Origin of the sequence: Kluyvera georgiana (assembly GCF_050990895.1) — a bacterium.
Taxonomy (GTDB): Bacteria; Pseudomonadota; Gammaproteobacteria; order Enterobacterales; family Enterobacteriaceae; genus Kluyvera; species Kluyvera georgiana.
In genome coordinates, this window is record NZ_CP158865.1 from 1,397,302 (window position 1) to 1,417,662 (window position 20,361).

Sequence of the window (20,361 nt, forward strand, 5' to 3'; positions counted from 1 at the left end):
GGTGAATTACAGAACCAGCGCGGCGATAGACGCAGACAGTACGCTCACCAGCGTAGAACCGTAAACCAGCTTCAGGCCGAAGCGAGAAACCACGTTACCCTGTTCTTCGTTCAGACCTTTAATCGCACCCGCGATGATGCCGATGGAAGAGAAGTTGGCGAAGGAGACCAGGAACACGGAGATGATGCCGACCGCGCGCGGAGAGAGCTCAGCGGCGATTTTCTGCAGATCCATCATGGCAACGAATTCATTGGAAACCAGTTTGGTCGCCATGATGCTGCCCACCTGCAGGGATTCACTTGCCGGTACACCCATGATCCATGCAACCGGATAGAAAATGTAGCCCAGAATGCCCTGGAAGGAGATGCTGTAGCCAAACCAGCCGGTCACGGTGGCGAACAGGGCGTTCAGCGCGGCGATAAGGGCGATAAAACCGATCAGCATCGCAGCAACGATAATGGCCACTTTGAAACCTGCCAGAATGTATTCACCCAGCATTTCGAAGAAGCTCTGACCTTCGTGCAGGTTAGACATCTGAATGTTTTCTTCGCTGGCATCAACGCGGTACGGGTTGATAAGCGACAGAACGATAAAGGTGCTGAACATGTTCAGTACCAGCGCCGCGACAACGTACTTCGGCTCCAGCATGGTCATGTAGGCGCCAACGATAGACATCGACACGGTAGACATCGCCGTCGCCGCCATGGTGTACATGCGGTTACGGGACATTTTTCCGAGGATATCTTTATAGGCGATGAAGTTTTCAGACTGGCCCAGAATCAGGGAGCTGACGGCGTTGAAAGACTCCAGTTTGCCCATGCCGTTGATTTTCGAGAGCACGGTACCAATCGCGCGGATCACGATAGGCAGTACGCGAATGTGCTGCAGGATACCGATCAACGCAGAAATGAAGACGATAGGGCACAGGACTTTCAGGAAGAAGAAGGCCAGACCTTTATCGTTCATGCTACCGAAGACAAAGTTGGTCCCTTCATTAGCAAAGCCGAGAAGTTTTTCGAACATCTCGGAGAAGCCTCTGACAAAACCCAGACCGATATCGGAGTTCAGGAAGAACCAGGCCAACAGCACTTCAATAACCAGAAGCTGAATAACGTAACGAATGCGGATCTGTTTGCGGTTCGAACTGACCAGCAGGGCCAGAACAGCTACCACAACGAGCGCGAGAATAAAATGCAAGACGCGGTCCATATTTGCTCCAAACATGAGACGGGTTAAATTTTCGTGCACATTCTATGTAACATGATTAAATAAAACGAGATCTGTCTCTCACTATATTCAGAAGCTGTGAGCAAACTCAAAATTAGTGATCAAACATACATTTTTGTTATGTTGAGTAAATGTATGAAAAGTTTCCGTGTTGTACTACTCTCTTCTTAAGCGTATACCAAACCTTCCCAACCTCCAGTCTGGCTATTGGTTCCGGCTATCAGAATAATCATTATCACCTTGCTTAAATGAACTTGATAATCATTCTCATTCTGTTAGCCTAAAACATAGCAAAGGCTATGTTTTTGAGGCAGAGAATGACAAACAGTCGCATTGAAACTAACAGCTGTCGTACCGCACGCCGTATGCGGCTGGCGCTGATGGGGCCGGCATTTATTGCCGCGATCGGCTATATCGATCCGGGCAACTTTGCGACCAACATTCAGGCGGGCGCCAGCTTTGGCTACCAGTTGCTGTGGGTGGTAGTGTGGGCCAACCTGATGGCGATGCTGATTCAGGTGCTTTCAGCAAAGCTGGGTATCGCCACGGGGAAAAACCTCGCGGAGCAGATTCGCGACCATTACCCACGACCGGTGGTCTGGTTCTACTGGGTGCAGGCGGAAATTATCGCCATGGCGACCGATCTTGCCGAGTTTATCGGTGCGGCGATCGGCTTTAAGCTGATTCTGGGCATTTCGCTATTGCAGGGCGCGGTGCTGACCGGGATTGCCACCTTTTTGATTCTGATGCTTCAGCGCCGTGGGCAAAAACCGCTGGAAAAAGTTATCGGCGGCCTGCTGCTGTTTGTGGCTGCAGCCTATATCGTTGAGCTGGTGTTCTCTCAGCCCGCGCTGGCGCCGCTGACCAAAGGCATGCTCTTGCCATCGTTGCCAAACGGCGAGGCGGTCTACCTGGCGGCGGGCGTGCTGGGGGCAACCATTATGCCGCACGTTATTTATCTTCACTCATCGCTGACCCAGCATCTGCACGGCGGCAGCGCTAAAGAGCGCTATCAGGCCACCCGCTGGGACGTCGCTATCGCCATGACCATCGCCGGCTTCGTGAACCTGGCGATGATGGCGACCGCCGCAGCGGCTTTCCATTTCCACGGACATACCGGGATTACCGATCTCGATCAGGCCTACCTGACGCTTGAACCGCTGCTCAGCCATGCGGCGGCGACTATTTTTGGCCTCAGCCTGATCGCGGCCGGTCTCTCCTCTACGGTGGTGGGTACGCTTGCCGGCCAGGTGGTGATGCAGGGCTTTATTCGCTTTCACATTCCGCTCTGGTTCCGCCGTGCGGTCACCATGCTGCCGTCGTTTATTGTCATTCTGATGGGGCTGGATCCGACGCGTATTCTGGTGATGAGCCAGGTGCTGTTGAGCTTTGGGATTGCGCTGGCGCTGGTTCCGCTGCTGATTTTCACCAGCGACCGCAAGCTGATGGGCGAACTGGTCAACACGCGGTGGATTAAACGCCTCGGCTGGGCGATCGTTGCGGTGGTGGTGGCGCTGAACGGCTGGCTGCTGCTGGGAACCCTGCTGAATTAATTGCCCGATTGCCGTGACCCGCGACAGGTCACGGTTTTTCTGGCGTTTTTTCGTTACGCTGTGTTTTGCGTTTAACCTCAGCGAACGTTCATGAACTCTTTTGATCTCTCTTTTCTCAAATACCTTCAGGATAACAGCCCGCTCGCGGTCGATAGCGCGGTGCTGCGCTTTGGCAAAACGCTTTCCACCCTGAAGCGAACGATGAAAGAGCTTAACGAACTGCTGCCGGATGAAGCGCATCTCCATCAGGATAATGCGTTTATTACGACCGACATCACCTACAGTGATTACATCCAGTTTTTACAGCGCGTGCGTTTTAACCGCTATCTCACTACCGGTGAAGAGCGCGTTCAGGATCTGTTTGTTGCGCTCTGTCTGCACGATGTGGTCAATAAAAATGAGTACTATAAAAAGTTCTATGTCAGCGCCGGGACGGTGAAAAACGATAATACGCTCATGCTCAACCGGGTGCAGGAAAGTGGGTTAACGCTGCTGAGCATACCGAGAAAAGGTTCGCAACTGGTGGGCGATGAATTCAGCCTGCGTCTGGCAGCCTGTATGTCGATTCTGAAAACCGTCGAGATCGGTACCGGTCATCAACTGATTGCGCATCAGGCCAACGAGCCTATCAATCGTTCCATTGCCGAGCAGTTTCTCCATGAGTGTGCGCAGGAGATTACCCAGGCGGCGGCCTATTATGAAAAGGTCATCAGCCCGGTGATTCACCTTGGCTACAACGGGCGGAAATATCTGCTGGTCTATCTCAGTCTGGCGCTACAGCGTATTCGTCGCGGGCGACTCATTCACGACAGCTCGGCGGCGGCATTTCTGACCACCTATCCCTACCGCGTGCTGGCCGAGAAAGATGAAAATGCCTGCCTGGATATGCTTATCGCTTCGCTGACTTTTACCTGGCGCCCTTTTACGCTCTACGACGCGCGGCTGGTTGGGTACGTTAAGCTGGCCTGCGAGGTGATGTCCCACGGTCTGAAGGCAACGATTCACAATCATCACGGCTGGTTTGCCGAAATTTACCACTTTATCTATGCGGCCATTGTGCAGAACAAACTGCGCCTGTGGTTTGATGATAAAAAGTTGCACGATGTGCAGCGCCGTTATCCGGACCTCTGGCTGCACGTTCAGCGTGCGCTGCGGGAAATAGAATCGCGTTGGCAGATGTCATTTTCGGCGATTCATCTGGCGACCCTGGTGCTGATTATCAAAAAGCATGAACTGAAAAATCGCGTGGTCAGCGATGTGAAAAAGCGCGTCATCATTGTGACCAACTCATCAGAGAGTAAAGTGGGCTACTTCAAAGAGGTGCTGCTTTCGCGTTTTCACATTGAGGTGCTGGCCTGCGTCAACATCAACGAGCTGGACAGGCTCCAGCAGCAGGATTTCGACCTGTTAATTGCCTTTACCAATAAAATTGCCAGTCATCTTCGCCATGCTCAACTGAGCTACGTGAAGGTGAATTTCTATCTGACGCAGGATGATTTTCAACTGCTGCGTGAGCACGGGTTGAGCCCGGCGCGCAAAAAAATACCCGTTGACGCGTTCGTGCAACAGGTACAGGGGATGAGCCCGCAGGCGCTAAAAACCTTCCTCGAGCAGCACTACGGCGACGTCTTTATTTAACCCGCGGCTGGCGCACGCCGCGACACCATACCGCGTGCAGTTCATGTTCGGCGTTAAGCACCAGAATATCGGCATCTTTGCCGGGGGTCAGGCTACCTTTGCGATCCGCCACGCCCGCGAGGATGGCGGGATTGAGACAGGCGACCTGCGCCGCAGACACCCATCCGTGCGCCAGACGCTCCACCACGTTCTTGACGGAATCCAGAAAACTCATTTCCAGCTTGCGCACTTCCGGCCAGTCTTCGGCGCGGATGGTGCGGGTGCAGCCGTGGCAGTCGGTGATTTCCAGCGCATGTTGGCGGATACGAAATGTTTCCTGGCGCAGATAGTGATGAAACTCGAAGCCTTCCGGAAAGTCGACGTAGCCAAGACAATCGCTCATCATCACCTGCCGCCGATCCTTTTTCAGCCGATAGAGGATATCGAATACCTCCGGGCGCAGGGTAATTCCGCTTTGTTTTGCCACTTCTGCGTAGGTGTCTTCATAGTACATCAGCGCTCCCACCACGCCAGGCTCGCGGTGGTGTAGGCCGCGCATGGCGCTGAAGGCGTGTGTAAAATGACTCAAACCGGCGGTAATTGCCTCGCTGATTTCGTCAAACGTCGCATCGGTATGGCCCGCGGAAACGGTGACGCCGGATTGATGCAAATGGCGAATCAATGCCAGCGCTCCGGGAAGTTCCGGGGCCAGCGTCATCAGGCGGACGTGGCCGCGTGCGGCGCGCTGATAGCGCTCGAATCCGGCTATGCTGGGGGGCTGAACGCAGTCCAGGCGCTGCATGCCGATAAATTTCGGGTTGATATACGGGCCTTCCATGTGGATACCGACCGCTTCAGCACCGTCGGCTGGCGTGGCTTGCGCGATCCATTCGGCGGCGGTGGCCAGGCTTTCGCACAAGAAATCCTCCGGCTGGGTGGCCGAGGTCGCCAGCCAGGCCGTTACCCCCGCTTGTACTAAATCCTGACTCATGGCGCGCAGCGAGTCCCGCTCTCCCTTCCAGGCAAATGAACCTCGCCCCCAGCCGTGGACGTGGATATCGACAAACCCCGGCATCAGCATCGCATGGTGATAGTCGATGACGCGGCCACGCGGTGTTTCATCGATGCCGGTAATTTTATCGCCGCAGATGTGAAGGTAGCCGGACCGTATGCCATCCGGCGTCACAATTCGCTGACTGGCGAGAGAGAGCAGGGTGTCAGTCACCATGGGCCTCCTGTACGCGCGCGGCGGTTTCCAGCGCCATCTCTGAGCACAAACCGATGTAGTGCGATGGGTCAATCAGTGCGTCAATTTCCGCCTCGGTGAAGTTCTGCTGAATCACCGGATCCTGGCGCAGCACCTCGCCGTAAGGAATGCCTTCATGGGTACTGCGCATCGCCAGTTGGTAAACGCGCTCGTGCGCCGCATCTTTGCCGAGCTTCGCCACCAGATGCATCATGATTTTTTCGCTATTGATTAAGCCGTGGGTCAGCTGCACATTTTGCTGCATCCGCTCGGTGTTGATCACCAGCGTGCGGGTCAGTTCCTCGGCGCGCATAACGATCTCGGCGATGCACTCCATGCTCTCCTGAATATTGCCATCAAAGATAAAGTAGGCCGAGCTATCTGCCTCGAAGGGGCGTGGGCTGACGTACAGGCACGAGGTATGTACGGAGTAAAGTTTTTGTGCGTTAGCGATAATGCCTTTTGCCAGTTTCGGGTTGACCTTCTGCGGCATGGTACTGCTGCCGACGGTCCCTCTGGTAAAGGCTTCGGACACTTCGCCAAATTCTTCACTCGAAGTCTGGTAAACCTCTTCGGCAATTTTGTGCAGGGTAGTGGCAAGCAGGCACAGGTTGCTGATGTACTCGGTGCGATACACGCGCGAGTTGCGCGATGGAATGGCCATTGCGTGCATGCCTAAGGCTTTCGCTACGCTCTCCTGTACCCGTCGACCGGTTTCTCCGGTTGCGTGAAATGCGCCGACGGCGCCTCCCATCATCACGGTGAAGACCCGTTTTTCCGCTTCTTGCATACGCTGCTGGGCGTTGAGGAGTTCATCAATCCAGACGGCGGCTTTGTATCCCCAGGTGATGGGCAATGCATGCTTACCGTGGGTGCGTCCGGCCATGAGCGTGGCGTGATGCTCGCGCGCCATATGGGCCAGATTGCGCAGAATGTCATCAACGAAACCTTGCAGCACGACGTTGAACTGCTTCGCCAGATACAGCTGGGCCGTTTGCTGAATGTTCTGCGTGGTGACGCCATAGTGCACATACTTACCGCTTTCACTGTCGCAGGCTTTGACCAGCACTTTGATCATCGGTACAAAACCATGGCCAATTTCGCGTAACAGGCGTTCCATCTCGACCAGGTCGATATTCTCAACCCGGCAGTTGGCGGCGATATTCGCCGCCGCGCTGGCAGGAATCATCCCGTGCTCGGCCTGCGCCAGCGCCAGCGCGGCTTCGACGTCCAGCCATGACTGCACTCGAGCCTGCTGACCGAGCAGGGCTTTCATGCCGCGATCGTCAATGGTTTTACTTTTTGAATCATACAGTGCGCGCATTGCCGCCTCCTGGTTATTTATTTCGCGCCGACAATGCGGTCGTCAACCGCGTTGCGAACAAATTCTACGTGTGGGCCAAAAACCACGTGAACATGGTTGCTGGAGGGAATAAAGGTTCCCAACGAGCCGGACTCTTTGAGGATATCCATGTTGATTTTCTTCTGATCCTGCAAATCGATACGCAGGCGAGAAACACAGTTTTCGACGCGTTTGATGTTATCCCGGCCGCCGAGACCTTCAATCACCATGGCGGCGACCTTGTCGTATTCTTTATTGTTCAGTAAGGTGCTATCGGCAATTTCACTTTCGCGGCCTGGGGTCTTGATATCGAATTTACCGATTGCAAAACGGAACACGAAATAAAACACGACGAAGTTCACAATACCGAGAAGAATTAAATTTACCCAATGCGTATTTTCGTACATCAAGCCAAAAATGCCGAAGTCGAAAATGGTACCGCGAATATAACCGATGGAGACTTCCAGCATCTGTAGTGGGATAGTGAGTAAGCCACACAGCACCGCATAAACGATAAACAGTTTTGGCGCAATAAACAGGAAAGAGAATTCCAGCGGCTCGGTAATATTCCCCAGCATTGCCGTGAGTACGACGGTGAGAATCATTCCTTTGGCAAATTTCTTATTTTTGAAATAGGCCATATGGTACATCGCCAGGCCGATAGCCGGCACGCGGAACAGGGTCGTCAACATCTGTGAGGAGGCCAGGTAGCTGGTCAACGTAGGCATATATTCTTGCCACGCGGGGTGTGAAGGGCCCAGCTCAAAGAGGATCTTGTTCATTGCGGGCAGAATGCCGACGTAGGTTTGCCCATCAATAAGGTAGGTACCGCCCGCGGCGGTGAAGCGCACGGTGGAGCTCAGTACGTGATGCAGGCCGAACGGTATCAGCAGGCGGTTAAGCGTCATGTAGATGCCGGCGCCAATGTCCGGTGCCATCATAATGGTTGAGACGGCGCGCATTCCCGCGGTAAAAAGATCCCAGATAAAGGGGATGATCAGCCCAACGGGTATGGCAAAGGCAATCGCCAGAATCGCCACTGATTTCTTGCCGCTGAAGAATGCAAAGGCCAGAGGCAGCTGCAGCCGATAGAAGCGGTCGGTAATTTTGGCTGCCAGCAGGCCCGCGATAATGCCGCCCAGCGCCTCGATTTTTAGCGTCTGTACGCCAAGTACCATGCCCTGGCCCACCAGTGAAAGATCTTCTTTCGCCAGTGTCCCTGCGAGCTTGAGATGCACGTGCATGGCAATCAGCAACGTTAAATAGGCGACGACCGAGGCGAATACCGCAATGCCTTTTTCTTTTTTCGACATGCCGTAGGCAACGCCCATCGCAAATAATAAAGGAATATTATTAAAAACGACGCTGCTGATTAAACCTAGTGACGATAAAACCGCTTTGAAAATATCATTACCCAAAAAGGGGAGTTTATCGATCATATAGCTCTGGCCAAGCGCCGAGCTGATTCCCATGACCATCCCGACGGGGGCTAATACCGCGATAGGTAACAGAAGTGAACGACCGAATGTCTGAATTTCATTTTTAAAATTAGCATTCATGATGTTAATCCTGACGTGAAATATCTTGACGATAAGATACTGGCAGGATTTTTTTGCTCAAGGGCAAATGCTGATAAATAAGAAGCGCAGGATTTGACCATAAAAAAAGAGCCCGTAGGCTCTTTTTTTGTTATTCAGGCGCAGCGCCTGAATAATGGAAACTAGTGGTGACCATGTCCGTGGCCGTGTCCATGACCGCGCCCGCGTCCACGATGGTCATCACGGTCGCCCCAACCGTCGCGATAGCCGCGCTCGTAGGCCTTATTTCGTTTGTCCCAACCGCGATGCCAGCCGTTGTCGTGGCGATACCAGTGTTTATGCCAGTAGTCGCGGTCGCGCCAGCGGCCGCCGTCCCAGTAGTTACCGTAATTATCGCGATCGCCAATTTGTAATTTTACGGATGGCAGCAGGGTGATTTCGCCAGCATTAGCGAACATCGGGGCCGATGCTAACAACACTGCCGCCAGAATCAGTGACCTGAACATACTTCTCTCCTATACGATCGTGGCCAGAAAGGCCTGTTAACGCAATATTACAATTCGGTAAACATACGAATTATTGGGTTAACTCTTAAACCGCCAGGAGAGAGCACTTTTTGCTAAAATAGTCGTTATTTTATGCTACGCAAAATGGTATCAATTTCGGCACATTCTGCGGCGCTGAAATGACGGTTTGCCAGCATACCGATCGCGTCATCCAGCTGTGAGACCTTGCTGGCGCCAATCAGAACCGAGGTGACCGCCTGTTGACGCAGTACCCACGCCAACGCCATCTGCGACAGTTTCTGTCCACGCTGTTCTGCCAGTTCGTTCAGTTGGCGAACGGCGTTAATCTTGCCATCAGTGAGCTGTTCTGGCTTGAGGAAGATGCTGCCGCTGGCAGCGCGAGAGTCGGCAGGAATGCCGTTCAGGTAACGGTCGGTAAGCTGCCCACCGGCCAGCGGTGAGAAGGCGATACAGCCGACCCCTTCCTGCTGCAGCACGTTCAACAGGCCGTTTTCCACTCCACGTTCCAGCATGGAGTATTTCGGCTGGTGGATAAGACAGGGGGTGCCCAGATCGTTGAGTATGTCAATTGCCTGCTGCGCCAGTTCCGCCGGGTAGTTGGAAAGCCCAACGTACAGCGCTTTGCCCTGACGGACGACGTGATCCAGCGCGCGCATAGTCTCCAGCAGCGGCGTTTCTGGGTCCGGGCGATGGTGGTAGAAAATATCCACGTACTCAAGACCCATGCGCTTCAGACTCTGGTCAAGGCTGGAAATCAGATACTTACGTGAACCCCAGTCACCGTACGGACCATCCCACATGGTGTATCCAGCCTTGCTGGAGATAATCAGTTCGTCGCGATAAGGCAGAAAATCTTCGTGCAGAATACGGCCAAAGTTGCTCTCAGCGGAGCCTGGCGGTGGCCCGTAGTTGTTGGCGAGATCGAAATGGGTTATGCCGAGATCGAACGCGTGGCGAAGCAGCTGGCGGCTGTTCTCTACGCGGGTTTCATCGCCAAAATTATGCCACAGCCCCAGTGAAACGGCGGGCAGTTTGAGGCCGCTGTTGCCGCAGCGCTGAAACGTCATAGTCTCATAACGTGTTGGACTTGCCTGGTAAACCATTGTGTCCTCCAGAATTTCCGGTTGTGTATGCGCTTACACTAACGAATGTCTCTTCGCGCGTACACAGCTGAAATCTGTAAAATTTGCTTTCCAGAGGACTTTCTTATCAATACTGGACACGCTTAACACTTCTTCAATACTCAAAGAAATAACCGGCTGAAGGAGTGGCACCATGGCTTCGTCCTATACCGTGGCAGATTACCTGCTTGACCGTCTTGCTGACTGTGGCGTCGAGAGTCTGTTTGGCGTACCCGGCGACTACAATCTCCAGTTTCTTGACCACGTCATTGCTCACCGCACGCTGCGCTGGGTGGGCTGCGCTAACGAACTGAACGCGGCCTATGCCGCCGATGGCTACGCGCGAATGCAGGGCTGTGGCGCGCTGCTGACCACTTACGGTGTGGGGGAAATTAGCGCGCTGAACGGTGTGGCCGGTAGTTTTGCCGAGCACGTTCCGGTGCTGCATATCGTCGGTGCCCCTTGTACCGGCGCGCAGCTGCGTCGCGAATGTTTACACCACACGTTGGGTGACGGCGACTTTGACCATTTCCGCCAGATGAGTGCGCCAATTTCCGTCGCTCAGGGTGTGCTGACGGCGCAAAACGCCTGTCAGGAGATCGATCGCGTGCTGCAGACGGTGAGGCAATATTGTCGGCCTGGCTACCTGCTGCTTCCCGCCGATGTTGCCGCGCTGCCGACGGCGAAACCTGTAAGCGCTCTCACCGCAGCGCCACGGGTATCGGATAGGGCTCAACTGGAGGATTTTGTGCATCATGCGCGTAGCCTGCTGGAGGGATGTTCGCATGTGTCTTTGCTGGCGGACGTGCTGGCTCATCGATTTGGGCTTCAGGCGACGCTCAATCAGTGGATGCGTGCGCGTCCCATTCCACACGCCACGCTGCTGATGGGGAAAGGATTGTTTGATGAACAACAGCCAGGATTTGTCGGCACGTACAGCGGCGGGGCGAGTCTGCCGCAAACGCGAGAGGCTATCGAGGATGCGGAGGCGATCGTCTGCGTCGGCACCTGTTTTACCGACACTATCACCGCAGGCTTTACTCACCGGATTGCGCCGGAAAAATCAATTGAGGTACAGCCATTTTCCGCTCGCGTAGGCACCCGCTGGTTTAGCGGTATTGACATGCAGTCGGCGGTGGACGCGCTGATAACGTTGAGCGAAGACTTAGCCCCATGGCACACCGATGTCCGGCGGATATCCTCGCCAGCGGTGCTCGACACCGGGCATCTGACCCAGCGTCACTTCTGGCAAACGCTGCAGAAATACCTGCAACCGCACGATATTGTGCTGGCCGATCAGGGGACGGCTGCCTTTGGTATCGCGGCATTAACGCTGCCCACCGGCGCCAGTTTGCTGGTTCAGCCGCTGTGGGGATCGATTGGCTACACTTTACCTGCCGCATTCGGCGCACAAACCGCGTGTCCGGACCGGCGCGTGGTGCTGGTGGTGGGGGACGGTGCGGCGCAGTTGACCATTCAGGAGCTAGGCTCCATGTTGCGGGACGGGCAGCGGCCGCTGATTCTGTTACTGAATAATGAAGGCTATACGGTTGAGCGCGCGATCCATGGGCCAGAGCAGCGCTATAACGAGATTAGCCTGTGGAACTGGACCTTGCTGCCACAGGCACTGAATCTCGACAGCCAGGCCGAATGCTGGAAGGTCAGCAATGTCGCGCAGTTGAACGATGCGCTGGCGCGCGCCGCGCGCCGCGACAGGCTGACGCTGCTGGAGGTGATGCTACCCAAAATGGACATCCCTCCGCTGCTTAAAGCCGTTACCGACGCGCTGGAGGCGCGAAACAGCGGCCGTTAATCCTTACGCTTACGCGGCACCATCATCGTAGGTTTCCCCGCCAGCAATAGCCAGGCGGGGAGCATCACGATACACAGCAGCGGCAGCAGCGTGGTATCCGGTACGACGACGGCGGCCATAAACAGGCTGAGCCAGGCATCGCGGGTGACCACCAGCACTAACCCCATGATGGCGCAGGAGACGGTAATCGCGGCCGGCACCGCTTCCACGTGCGCATGCAGCATCAACCCCAGCGCCACGGCGACAAATACCGCCGGGAATATGCGCCCGCCGCGGAAACCGCAGGCCGCAGCAACGACCAGTGCCGCCAGTTTGCTCAGCGCGAAGAGCATATAGTCGCCCGCGCCGAAATTTTGCCCGGCGGTCAGGCGCTGCATTTCATCCAGCCCTTTAAACAGCGTTAACGGGCCGCCAATCGTGCCGATAATCCCCAGTACAAATCCACCGACGCCGAGAATTAGCACCGGATGTTTTAAACGGTGAACTAACCCATGCAGGTGCGGCAGGCACCAGACGCCGATCATACCGATGGCGATGGCGATGATAGCGACCATCGCGCCGCTGAAAATATCGACGATGCGCATCGTCTGATAATGCTCGATGGGGAGTGAGAACTGAGGGTGAAAGAACAGGCCTGTGGTCAACGCGCCCGCGGCGGCAGCCAGCAGAGGAGCAAACAGGCGATCCCACAGCGGCGCATCATTACTGCTGGTTAACGTCTGGGAAAAAATAAGCGCGGCGGCAACCGGCGTTCCGAACAGTGCGCCAATGGTGCCGGCAGCGGCGAGAATCGTCCAGTCTAGCGAACTGACCCGTGGGAAGAAACGTGCGCCCAGCGCCACGGCCAACGCAATATTGACTGACATAATCGGGTGCTCTGGGCCCAGGCTTACACCGCCCGCCAGCCCGAGGATCAAGGCGATCGCCAGCCCCGGTAGATGTGCGACGGGAACCGCGGCGCCGATCAGCGGCTCGCTGGCGGGATCCGGGCCCGCATGGCCTGGGCTATAACGAATCACCAGACCTACGGCGAGACCGGTCAGCGTCAGCATCAGGATAATCCACAGCGACGAATTCATATCCATGCCGAGCGCATCCGGTAGGTTGCGCCACAGCAGATGCTGGAGCACCGTAGCAATCTTCATCACCACGATCAAAATTAGGCTGGAGGCGATGCCAATCAATACCGCGGGGATGGAGAGCAACAACATCGTTCGGGCTCGCGGGTGGAGCATGGTGATATCCTTTTTGCTGAATACTGAGTTTACTGTGCATTTTCCCGAGCCGATGTTCAGCGCAAATGATGCTGAAACGATACGGCCCTACAGCTTATCCCGTTCTATACCTGCTAAAAAATACGCAAAAAATGTGACCTGGATCGATAATCCTGGGGCGCCAACATAATCGTCATTGTTGTTAACGCGCCTTGAATTTACAGTGTGGCAAAGATTTATTCTGACTTTAGCGGAGCCGTAAAGGAATGACAAAGTTTGCTTTAGTGGGTGATGTTGGGGGCACCAATGCGCGTCTGGCATTGTGCGATTTAGCCAGCGGTGAAATTTCGCAGGCGAAAACCTATTCCGGCCTGGATTATCCAAGCCTGGAAGCCGTTGTCCGCGTCTATCTCGACGAGCATAACGTGTCGGTCGAAGACGGCTGTATCGCCATTGCCTGTCCGATTACCGGTGACTGGGTGGCGATGACCAACCACACCTGGCAGTTCTCCATTGCGGAAATGAAGAAAAACCTTGGTTTCTCGCACCTGGAAATCATCAACGATTTCACCGCCGTCTCAATGGCGATTCCGATGCTGAAAAAAGAGCATCTGATCCAGTTTGGCGGCACCGAGCCGGTTGAAGGTAAGCCGATCGCCGTTTACGGCGCGGGAACCGGCCTTGGCGTGGCGCATCTGGTTCACGTCGACAAGCGCTGGGTTAGCCTGCCGGGCGAAGGTGGCCACGTCGACTTTGCGCCAAACAGCGAAGAAGAGGGGATTATCCTCGAAGTGCTGCGTGAAGAGATTGGCCACGTTTCCGCTGAGCGCGTGCTCTCCGGTCCTGGCCTGGTGAACTTGTACCGGGCTATCGTCAAGTCGGACAACCGGGTGCCGGAAAACTACAAGCCGAAAGATATTACCGAACGCGCGCTGGCAGACACCTGCACCGACTGCCGTCGCGCGCTGTCGCTGTTCTGCGTGATCATGGGCCGCTTCGGCGGTGATTTAGCGCTGACGTTGGGCACTTTCGGCGGCGTGTACATTGCGGGTGGCATTGTGCCGCGCTTCCTTGAGTTCTTTAAAGCGTCCGGCTTCCGCGGCGGGTTCGAAGACAAAGGTCGTTTCAAAGACTATGTACACCCGATCCCGGTGTATCTGATTATTCACGACAATCCGGGCCTGCTGGGCTCCGGCGCGCACCTGCGTCAGACGCTGGGTCAGGTGCTGTAATACACAGAGCCCGGGTTTTTCCCGGGCTCATTCCTGCCGTCGATGTTCCGTCAGCGGCTACAAATGCATGATCTGCCGAAACTCTTTCACCTTACTGCGGCTCACCGGCACCTGAAACTCAAGGTCGCGCAGGCGTAGAATGTAGGTGTTATTAAACCACGGCTCTATCTCGCGAATTTTATTCAGGTTCACACAGAATGAACGATGGCAGCGAAAAAAGTGACTGCTCGGCAGCTTGCTGCAAAACTCGGTAATGTTCATCGGCATCACGTACGATTCGCGGCGGGTGTAGACGAAAGTCATCTTTTCGTGCGCTTCCGCGTAGTAGATATCGCTGATGGGCGTCACGATGATGCGTTCATCTTTCACCAGATTAATAGTGTCGTTTTCACGCGGTGCGCTGGGGCTGCTGCTGACGATGCTCGATTGCTGCTGTTGCCAGGCCGCTTCCAGTTTTTGCAGCATGCTGACAATGCGGGATTCCTGATACGGTTTCAGAATGTAGTCGAACGCTTCCAGCTCAAAGGCCTCCACCGCATGTTCTTTCCACGCGGTGATAAACACGATAAACGGCTTATGGGCAAACTGACTGATGTTCTGTGCCAGCAGCACGCCGTCCAGTGACGGAATGTTGATGTCGAGGAAGATCGCGTCCACTTTGTTGTGCTGCAAAAATTTCAGCACGTCCAGACCGTCGTCAAAGGTGCCGACAATCTCCATCTGGCTGTGTTGTTGAATCAGCCAGGTGAGCTCCTGTTGCGCCAGGAATTCATCTTCGACAATGATGACTTTCATGGTGACTCCGGGTTAGGGCAATAAGGTGGCGGCGGCCGGAACGGACGTGCGCTGGTTAGGAATATAGAACGCGATCTCCGTTCCCGGCTCGAGTCGGCGAATATGCAATCCCTCACCGTATAGCAGTTTGACTCGGTGATGGACGTTCAGCAGACCAATTTTATTGCCAGGCATTTCATTGGCTTCCACCCGCGCGATGACCAGGGGATCGATACCCGGCCCGGTATCACGTACGGCAATACGCACGCGGTTGCCCGACTCGGCAATGCTGATGGTCACCACGCCTTTGCCTTTGCTACGTTGAATACCGTGTACGATGGCGTTCTCAACCAGCGGCTGGATCAACAGGCTGGGAATCACGCAGTTCACCTCATCATCAATATCGTAGATAACGGTCAGCTTGTCGCCAAAACGCGCCTGCTCAATGGCGATGTAGTCCTTAATCTGATACAGCTCCCGACGGATATCTATCTGCTCATCGTCTTTTAATTCAATGTTATAGCGCAGATAGCGCGACAGATTGAAAATCAGCTGTCGCGCTGTGTCCGGATTAAGGCGAATGGATGAAGAAATTGCGTTCAGCGCGTTGAACAAGAAATGGGGATTGATTTTACTCTGTAGCGCGCGCAGCTCTGCCTTATTTGCCATCTCGCGCAGCTGTTCGGCACGAGAGACCTCCAGCTGCGTGGAGATAATCTGCGACAGGCCGATAGCCATCTCCTGCAACGAGGAGGTGATCTGGTGCGCGTGGCAGTAGTAGATCTTGAGCGTACCGGTAATCACGCCTTTCTCCGACAGCGGGATCACCAGCATCGAGTGAATCTCCGGCGTACGATAAGCTTCATCATTGTTTTTAATGATGATTTCACCGTTGTTAATCGCCTGACGGGTGACCGGGCTGATGGAGTCATCGTTATTGTGGTAGTTATCTTCCCCGACGCCGACATAGGCCAGCACGCGTTCGGTGTTGGTGATGGCGACGGCGTCGGCGCGAATATCCTGACGAATGATGTCGCAAATCTGGCGCAGAGTGTCGCTGTTAATCTGACGAAATAGCGGCAGCGTTTTATTGGCTATATCCAGCGCTAGCTTGGCCTGACGCGCGGCGCTGGCTTCTTTCTCGCCCTCTACGCTTTGCACCAGCAGGACAATAAAACCGATGCACACGCTGCCGGCAATCATCGGAATACCGATTTTTGACACGATATCGACGCCGAGCGCGATGCTGGGCGCCCAGATGACCACCAGAATCATGGTCAGCGTTTCGCACAGCATGCCGCCGAGGATACCAATCTTCCAGTGCAGCTCTTTCGGTACCCGGCGGTTAATCAGCCCGGACAGGATCCCGGCGATAATACTGGTGATAAAACACGGCACGGCGGTGACGCCGCCTGCGTCAATCAGGTAACGGTGGATCCCGGCAATCACCCCTACGATGCCGCCTACCCACGGGCCGAAGAGGATCCCACCGGACATCACCGCGATAATTCGAACGTTAACCAACGAGCCTTCAACCGGCACGCCGGACCAGGTGCTGAAGATGGCGAACATCGAGAAGATGACGGTAACGGCCAGCAGCTCTTTCGCGGTATGGGCCGTTTTGTGCAACAGTTCGCGGAACAGGCGGATGCGGATCAGAAAAAAGAGACAGATCAGCATCAATGCGGCCCGGTCGTAGACCGCGAGCAGCATATCGAATATTTCGTGCATGGGGGCGCCGAATGTTTTCAGTAAAGTCTTATGATAAGTAACCCGAGGGCAGATGACCAGCAGTACGCGGAATAGGGAAAAACCTTAATTTTAAAAGGGGATTGTCAGGCAAACGTATTGTACAAGAAGAGATGGCCACTTCAGGGGGGACTTGAACTGCCTACAATGAAAAACAATGGATAATTTATTGTTGCCATTATGTTTTATATCCATTGAATCCCTTATTTTAATTAATGATTCTCGTTTTCATTGGTTCCTCTTTTTACCGATAAAACATTTTTTCGCTTACCCTCTCGACAGCGCTAATTTTTTCAGGTTATTTTCTGTTCATGCCACATCGGTGGCAGCGTCGCTCGAACGGTTCGGGCGCTTACGTAATCCTGAGGAACCTATGGCTGAATCCAGCTCTGAACGCCGTTTTACGCGTATCGATCGCTTACCCCCGTACGTTTTTAACATCACCGCTGAACTTAAGATGGCTGCGCGTCGGCGCGGCGAGGATATTATTGATTTCAGCATGGGGAACCCAGACGGCGCCACGCCTGCGCACATTGTCGAAAAGCTCTGCACCGTGGCCCAACGCCCGGACACCCATGGTTACTCAACTTCACGCGGTATTCCGCGCCTGCGTCGCGCCATTTCGCGCTGGTATCAGGACCGTTATGACGTTGAAATTGACCCGGAAAGCGAAGCGATCGTCACTATTGGTTCGAAAGAAGGGCTGGCGCACCTGATGCTGGCGACGCTCGATCACGGCGACACCGTGCTGGTACCCAACCCAAGCTATCCCATTCATATCTACGGTGCGGTGATTGCCGGGGCGCAGGTGCGTTCCGTACCGCTGGTGGAAGGCGTTGATTTCTTCAACGAGCTGGAGCGCGCCATTCGCGAAAGCTATCCGAAACCCAAGATGATGATTTTAGGCTTCCCGTCGAACCCGACTGCCCAGTGCGTTGAGCTGGAGTTCTTCGAAAAGGTGGTCGCGTTGGCTAAACGCTATGACGTGCTGGTGGTACATGATCTCGCCTACGCGGATATCGTTTACGATGGCTGGAAAGCGCCGTCGATCATGCAGGTGCCCGGCGCGCGCGACGTGGCGGTAGAGTTCTTCACGCTCTCTAAGAGCTACAATATGGCGGGCTGGCGTATCGGCTTTATGGTCGGTAATAAAACGCTGGTTAACGCGCTGGCACGGATTAAGAGCTACCACGATTACGGCACCTTCACTCCGCTACAGGTGGCGGCGATTGCCGCACTGGAAGGGGATCAGCAATGCGTACGTGATATCGCTGCGCAGTATAAACGTCGCCGCGATGTGCTGGTGAAGGGGCTGCATGAAGCAGGCTGGATGGTTGAAATGCCGAAAGCGTCGATGTACGTGTGGGCCAAAATACCCGAGCACTATGCGGCGATGGGCTCCTTAGAGTTCGCGAAAAAGTTGCTGCAGGACGCCAAAGTATGCGTTTCGCCAGGCATCGGTTTTGGTGACTACGGCGACACCCACGTACGTTTCGCGTTGATTGAGAACCGCGATCGTATTCGTCAGGCGGTGCGCGGAATTAAAGCGATGTTCCGCGCCGACGGTCTGCTGCCGTCAGAGCAAAAATCAGCGGGATAATTTTTCGCTCGCAGAAATGCAAACAGGAGCCAGATGGCTCCTGTTTTTTTTGCATTTTTATCGACTAGATCATCAGGGCAAAGGTGCCGGCAAAAACGATGACCATAAAGGAAATGCCCATAAAGAAATATTTCACGACTCATCTCTCCGCGTATCTTTTTTTCTACGCACTTATGAACGGTAGTGGTACTGCGAGCTGGTAACAACCGACGAAAAAAACGGACCTCTTTCGCGGCTGGCATCACCTCAGAATTCTGTGCTGTTGTGCTCCAGATGGCGCTAATGTACGCCTAAAAAAAGGGGGAAACAAGAGGGATTTTTTTATTAATTTTTAGTTACTTACGACTGTCGTGATTCGGCGACACTTTAATTTCATACGGTAATAAATTTCATTCTGGCGACGCTTCGTTTTGCCTCTGATGACGCCTTAAACCCTATTGATTTTGCGCCTATTTTTCTGGCGTTATTCCGAAAATGCTATCCTGGCGACAATTCCTGGTGTGACCGAGTGGAGTTAAGAGGGGACGCGTGTTTTTTGTTTTTTACTTTTTGTACTTACTGTGAATACTTCACTCACACGAATTGAATGTTCAGGGGATTAGGATAATGAGAAAAAGCGTAAGGCGGGCGATGCTAATGACGACAGCTTGTGTGTCGCTGCTGTTGGCCAGTGTGCCGCTGTATGCCCACGCGAACGATGTTCAGCAAAAGCTGGCGGCGCTGGAGAAAAGCAGCGGGGGACGACTGGGTGTGGCGTTGATTAACACCGCCGATAACACGCAGACGCTCTACCGCGCCGACGAGCGTTTTGCCATGTGCAGCACCAGTAAAGTGATGGCGGCAGCGGCGGTGCTTAAGCAAAGTGAAACGCAAAAAGACTTACTGAGTCAGCGGGTTGAAATTAAGTCCTCAGACTTGATTAACTACAACCCAATCGCTGAAAAGCACGTCAATGGCACGATGACACTCGGGGAGCTGAGCGCGGCGGCGCTGCAGTACAGCGATAATACTGCCATGAATAAGCTGATTGCCCATCTCGGGGGGCCGGGTAAAGTGACGGCATTTGCTCGCGTGATTGGCGATGACACTTTCCGGCTCGATCGTACCGAGCCGACGCTCAACACCGCGATCCCCGGCGACCCGCGCGATACCACCACGCCGTTAGCGATGGCGCAGACTCTACGCAATCTCACATTGGGCAATGCCCTGGGTGACACTCAGCGTGCGCAGCTGGTGACGTGGCTGAAAGGCAACACCACCGGCGCAGCCAGCATTCAGGCAGGGCTACCCACATCGTGGGTTGTCGGGGATAAAACCGGCAGCGGCGATTATGGTACGACGAATGATATCGCGGTTATTTGGCCGGAAGGTCGCGCGCCGCTCGTTCTGGTGACTTACTTCACCCAGCCGGAGCCGAAGGCAGAGAGCCGTCGTGACGTGCTCGCTGCTGCCGCCAGAATTGTCACCGACGGTTATTAGTCCTAAAAATGTGGAGTGATCTGTCGCTCCACTTTCTATTTATGCTCCCGCGTTGACTATTCTCTTCGATGTTTTGGCTGCGACTTCTGTATGATGATTAATGCTCATCTTGATCGCTAATGGGATCGTTTTTTTCAGGAAGAAAAAGTTCCTGTCAAAATGACGTATGTTCATGTCACGCCCATGAATTATTGAATTAAAAATAATATCACTAATAATTAATTGTATCGCCGAGTCTTTTTGTTGTAATTATCTGATTTACATTCGTAGGATTCCTGGTAGTTACCCCGGAAGATGTTTTTCCGCCTTTCTTTTCCTCTATTTCCGCA

At 54.2% G+C, this 20,361-nt stretch carries 16 protein-coding genes; 6 read left to right on the plus strand and 10 right to left on the minus strand.

The window, feature by feature from the left end:
* Positions 1–6: 6 nt before the first annotated feature.
* Entirely contained in the window at positions 7–1,209 is a 1,203-nt protein-coding gene (gene nupC / locus ABTW00_RS06690) for a nucleoside permease NupC (protein ID WP_064543727.1), read from the minus strand.
* A 335-nt stretch (positions 1,210–1,544) separates the two neighbouring features.
* Here nupC and ABTW00_RS06695 point away from each other — a divergent pair, with 335 nt between their 5' ends.
* Together ABTW00_RS06695 and ABTW00_RS06700 are read left to right on the plus strand one after the other, a co-directional pair.
* Positions 1,545–2,780 (plus strand): Nramp family divalent metal transporter, encoded by a 1,236-nt coding sequence (locus tag ABTW00_RS06695; protein WP_065355849.1) that lies wholly within the window; start codon positions 1,545–1,547, stop codon positions 2,778–2,780.
* A 90-nt stretch (positions 2,781–2,870) separates the two neighbouring features.
* Positions 2,871–4,418: a hypothetical protein gene (locus ABTW00_RS06700; protein WP_433639691.1), complete on the plus strand. Its 1,548-nt coding sequence runs from the start codon at positions 2,871–2,873 to the stop codon at positions 4,416–4,418.
* Here the strand turns inward: ABTW00_RS06700 and ABTW00_RS06705 are convergent.
* The 5 genes from ABTW00_RS06705 to mgrA all read right to left on the minus strand — a co-directional run bounded on the left by ABTW00_RS06705 (position 4,411) and on the right by mgrA (position 10,153).
* On the minus strand, positions 4,411–5,625 hold the full coding sequence (locus ABTW00_RS06705) for an N-acetylglucosamine-6-phosphate deacetylase (protein ID WP_433639694.1): 1,215 nt from the start codon (positions 5,623–5,625) through the stop codon (positions 4,411–4,413). The genes ABTW00_RS06700 and ABTW00_RS06705 overlap by 8 nt on opposite strands.
* On the minus strand, positions 5,615–6,967 hold the full coding sequence (locus ABTW00_RS06710) for a class-II fumarase/aspartase family protein (protein ID WP_064543733.1): 1,353 nt from the start codon (positions 6,965–6,967) through the stop codon (positions 5,615–5,617). Before ABTW00_RS06710 ends, ABTW00_RS06705 begins: the two co-directional genes overlap by 11 nt.
* 17 nt (positions 6,968–6,984) lie before the next feature.
* Positions 6,985–8,544, minus strand: coding sequence for a PTS transporter subunit EIIC (locus ABTW00_RS06715; protein ID WP_064543735.1), 1,560 nt, complete (start codon positions 8,542–8,544; stop codon positions 6,985–6,987).
* A gap of 161 nt (positions 8,545–8,705) precedes the next feature.
* The gene (locus ABTW00_RS06720) at positions 8,706–9,029 is read right to left on the minus strand and encodes a DUF2502 domain-containing protein (RefSeq protein WP_433639699.1); all 324 of its coding nucleotides are present in this window, start codon (positions 9,027–9,029) and stop codon (positions 8,706–8,708) included.
* Positions 9,030–9,154: 125 nt separating this feature from the next.
* Positions 9,155–10,153 (minus strand): L-glyceraldehyde 3-phosphate reductase, encoded by a 999-nt coding sequence (gene mgrA, locus ABTW00_RS06725; protein WP_433639702.1) that lies wholly within the window; start codon positions 10,151–10,153, stop codon positions 9,155–9,157.
* 172 nt (positions 10,154–10,325) lie between these two features.
* Between mgrA and ABTW00_RS06730 the strand changes: the two genes are divergently transcribed.
* Positions 10,326–11,984 (plus strand): alpha-keto acid decarboxylase family protein, encoded by a 1,659-nt coding sequence (locus ABTW00_RS06730; protein WP_433639704.1) that lies wholly within the window; start codon positions 10,326–10,328, stop codon positions 11,982–11,984.
* Here the strand turns inward: ABTW00_RS06730 and ABTW00_RS06735 are convergent.
* Positions 11,981–13,219, minus strand: coding sequence for an ion channel protein (locus tag ABTW00_RS06735; RefSeq protein ID WP_064543745.1), 1,239 nt, complete (start codon positions 13,217–13,219; stop codon positions 11,981–11,983). The two genes, ABTW00_RS06730 and ABTW00_RS06735, sit on opposite strands and share 4 nt — an antisense overlap.
* A gap of 245 nt (positions 13,220–13,464) precedes the next feature.
* On the opposite strand from ABTW00_RS06735, the gene glk reads away from it, so the two are divergent.
* Positions 13,465–14,430 carry a glucokinase gene (glk, locus tag ABTW00_RS06740; protein ID WP_064543747.1) on the plus strand — a complete coding sequence of 322 codons (966 nt, stop codon included), beginning with the start codon at positions 13,465–13,467 and terminating at the stop codon, positions 14,428–14,430.
* Positions 14,431–14,487: 57 nt separating this feature from the next.
* Here glk and ABTW00_RS06745 read toward each other — a convergent pair whose 3' ends face one another.
* Together ABTW00_RS06745 and ABTW00_RS06750 are read right to left on the minus strand one after the other, a co-directional pair.
* A complete protein-coding gene (locus tag ABTW00_RS06745) occupies positions 14,488–15,225 on the minus strand; it encodes a LytR/AlgR family response regulator transcription factor (protein WP_064543751.1) in 738 nt (245 codons plus the stop codon).
* Positions 15,226–15,237: 12 nt separating this feature from the next.
* Positions 15,238–16,935 carry a sensor histidine kinase gene (locus ABTW00_RS06750; RefSeq protein WP_064543752.1) on the minus strand — a complete coding sequence of 566 codons (1,698 nt, stop codon included), beginning with the start codon at positions 16,933–16,935 and terminating at the stop codon, positions 15,238–15,240.
* A 391-nt stretch (positions 16,936–17,326) separates the two neighbouring features.
* Here ABTW00_RS06750 and alaC point away from each other — a divergent pair, with 391 nt between their 5' ends.
* Entirely contained in the window at positions 17,327–18,553 is a 1,227-nt protein-coding gene (gene alaC / locus ABTW00_RS06755) for an alanine transaminase (protein ID WP_064543753.1), read from the plus strand.
* A gap of 64 nt (positions 18,554–18,617) precedes the next feature.
* Here alaC and ypdK read toward each other — a convergent pair whose 3' ends face one another.
* Positions 18,618–18,689, minus strand: a complete 72-nt coding sequence (gene ypdK, locus ABTW00_RS06760; protein WP_100249902.1) for a membrane protein YpdK — start codon at positions 18,687–18,689, stop codon at positions 18,618–18,620.
* Positions 18,690–19,156: 467 nt separating this feature from the next.
* Here ypdK and blaCTX-M point away from each other — a divergent pair, with 467 nt between their 5' ends.
* Entirely contained in the window at positions 19,157–20,032 is an 876-nt protein-coding gene (gene blaCTX-M, locus ABTW00_RS06765) for a CTX-M family extended-spectrum class A beta-lactamase (protein ID WP_433640956.1), read from the plus strand.
* Positions 20,033–20,361 lie beyond the last annotated feature (329 nt).

Excerpts from the sequence above, each read along its gene's own strand:
- nupC (WP_064543727.1), bottom strand. The coding sequence starts at position 1,209 with ATGGACCGCGTCTTGCATTTTATTCTCGCGCTCGTTGTGGTAGCTGTT.
- ABTW00_RS06695 (WP_065355849.1), top strand. The coding sequence starts at position 1,545 with ATGACAAACAGTCGCATTGAAACTAACAGCTGTCGTACCGCACGCCGT.
- ABTW00_RS06700 (WP_433639691.1), top strand. The coding sequence starts at position 2,871 with ATGAACTCTTTTGATCTCTCTTTTCTCAAATACCTTCAGGATAACAGC.
- ABTW00_RS06705 (WP_433639694.1), bottom strand. The coding sequence starts at position 5,625 with ATGGTGACTGACACCCTGCTCTCTCTCGCCAGTCAGCGAATTGTGACG.
- ABTW00_RS06710 (WP_064543733.1), bottom strand. The coding sequence starts at position 6,967 with ATGCGCGCACTGTATGATTCAAAAAGTAAAACCATTGACGATCGCGGC.
- ABTW00_RS06715 (WP_064543735.1), bottom strand. The coding sequence starts at position 8,544 with ATGAATGCTAATTTTAAAAATGAAATTCAGACATTCGGTCGTTCACTT.
- ABTW00_RS06720 (WP_433639699.1), bottom strand. The coding sequence starts at position 9,029 with ATGTTCAGGTCACTGATTCTGGCGGCAGTGTTGTTAGCATCGGCCCCG.
- mgrA (WP_433639702.1), bottom strand. The coding sequence starts at position 10,153 with ATGGTTTACCAGGCAAGTCCAACACGTTATGAGACTATGACGTTTCAG.
- ABTW00_RS06730 (WP_433639704.1), top strand. The coding sequence starts at position 10,326 with ATGGCTTCGTCCTATACCGTGGCAGATTACCTGCTTGACCGTCTTGCT.
- ABTW00_RS06735 (WP_064543745.1), bottom strand. The coding sequence starts at position 13,219 with ATGCTCCACCCGCGAGCCCGAACGATGTTGTTGCTCTCCATCCCCGCG.
- glk (WP_064543747.1), top strand. The coding sequence starts at position 13,465 with ATGACAAAGTTTGCTTTAGTGGGTGATGTTGGGGGCACCAATGCGCGT.
- ABTW00_RS06745 (WP_064543751.1), bottom strand. The coding sequence starts at position 15,225 with ATGAAAGTCATCATTGTCGAAGATGAATTCCTGGCGCAACAGGAGCTC.
- ABTW00_RS06750 (WP_064543752.1), bottom strand. The coding sequence starts at position 16,935 with ATGCACGAAATATTCGATATGCTGCTCGCGGTCTACGACCGGGCCGCA.
- alaC (WP_064543753.1), top strand. The coding sequence starts at position 17,327 with ATGGCTGAATCCAGCTCTGAACGCCGTTTTACGCGTATCGATCGCTTA.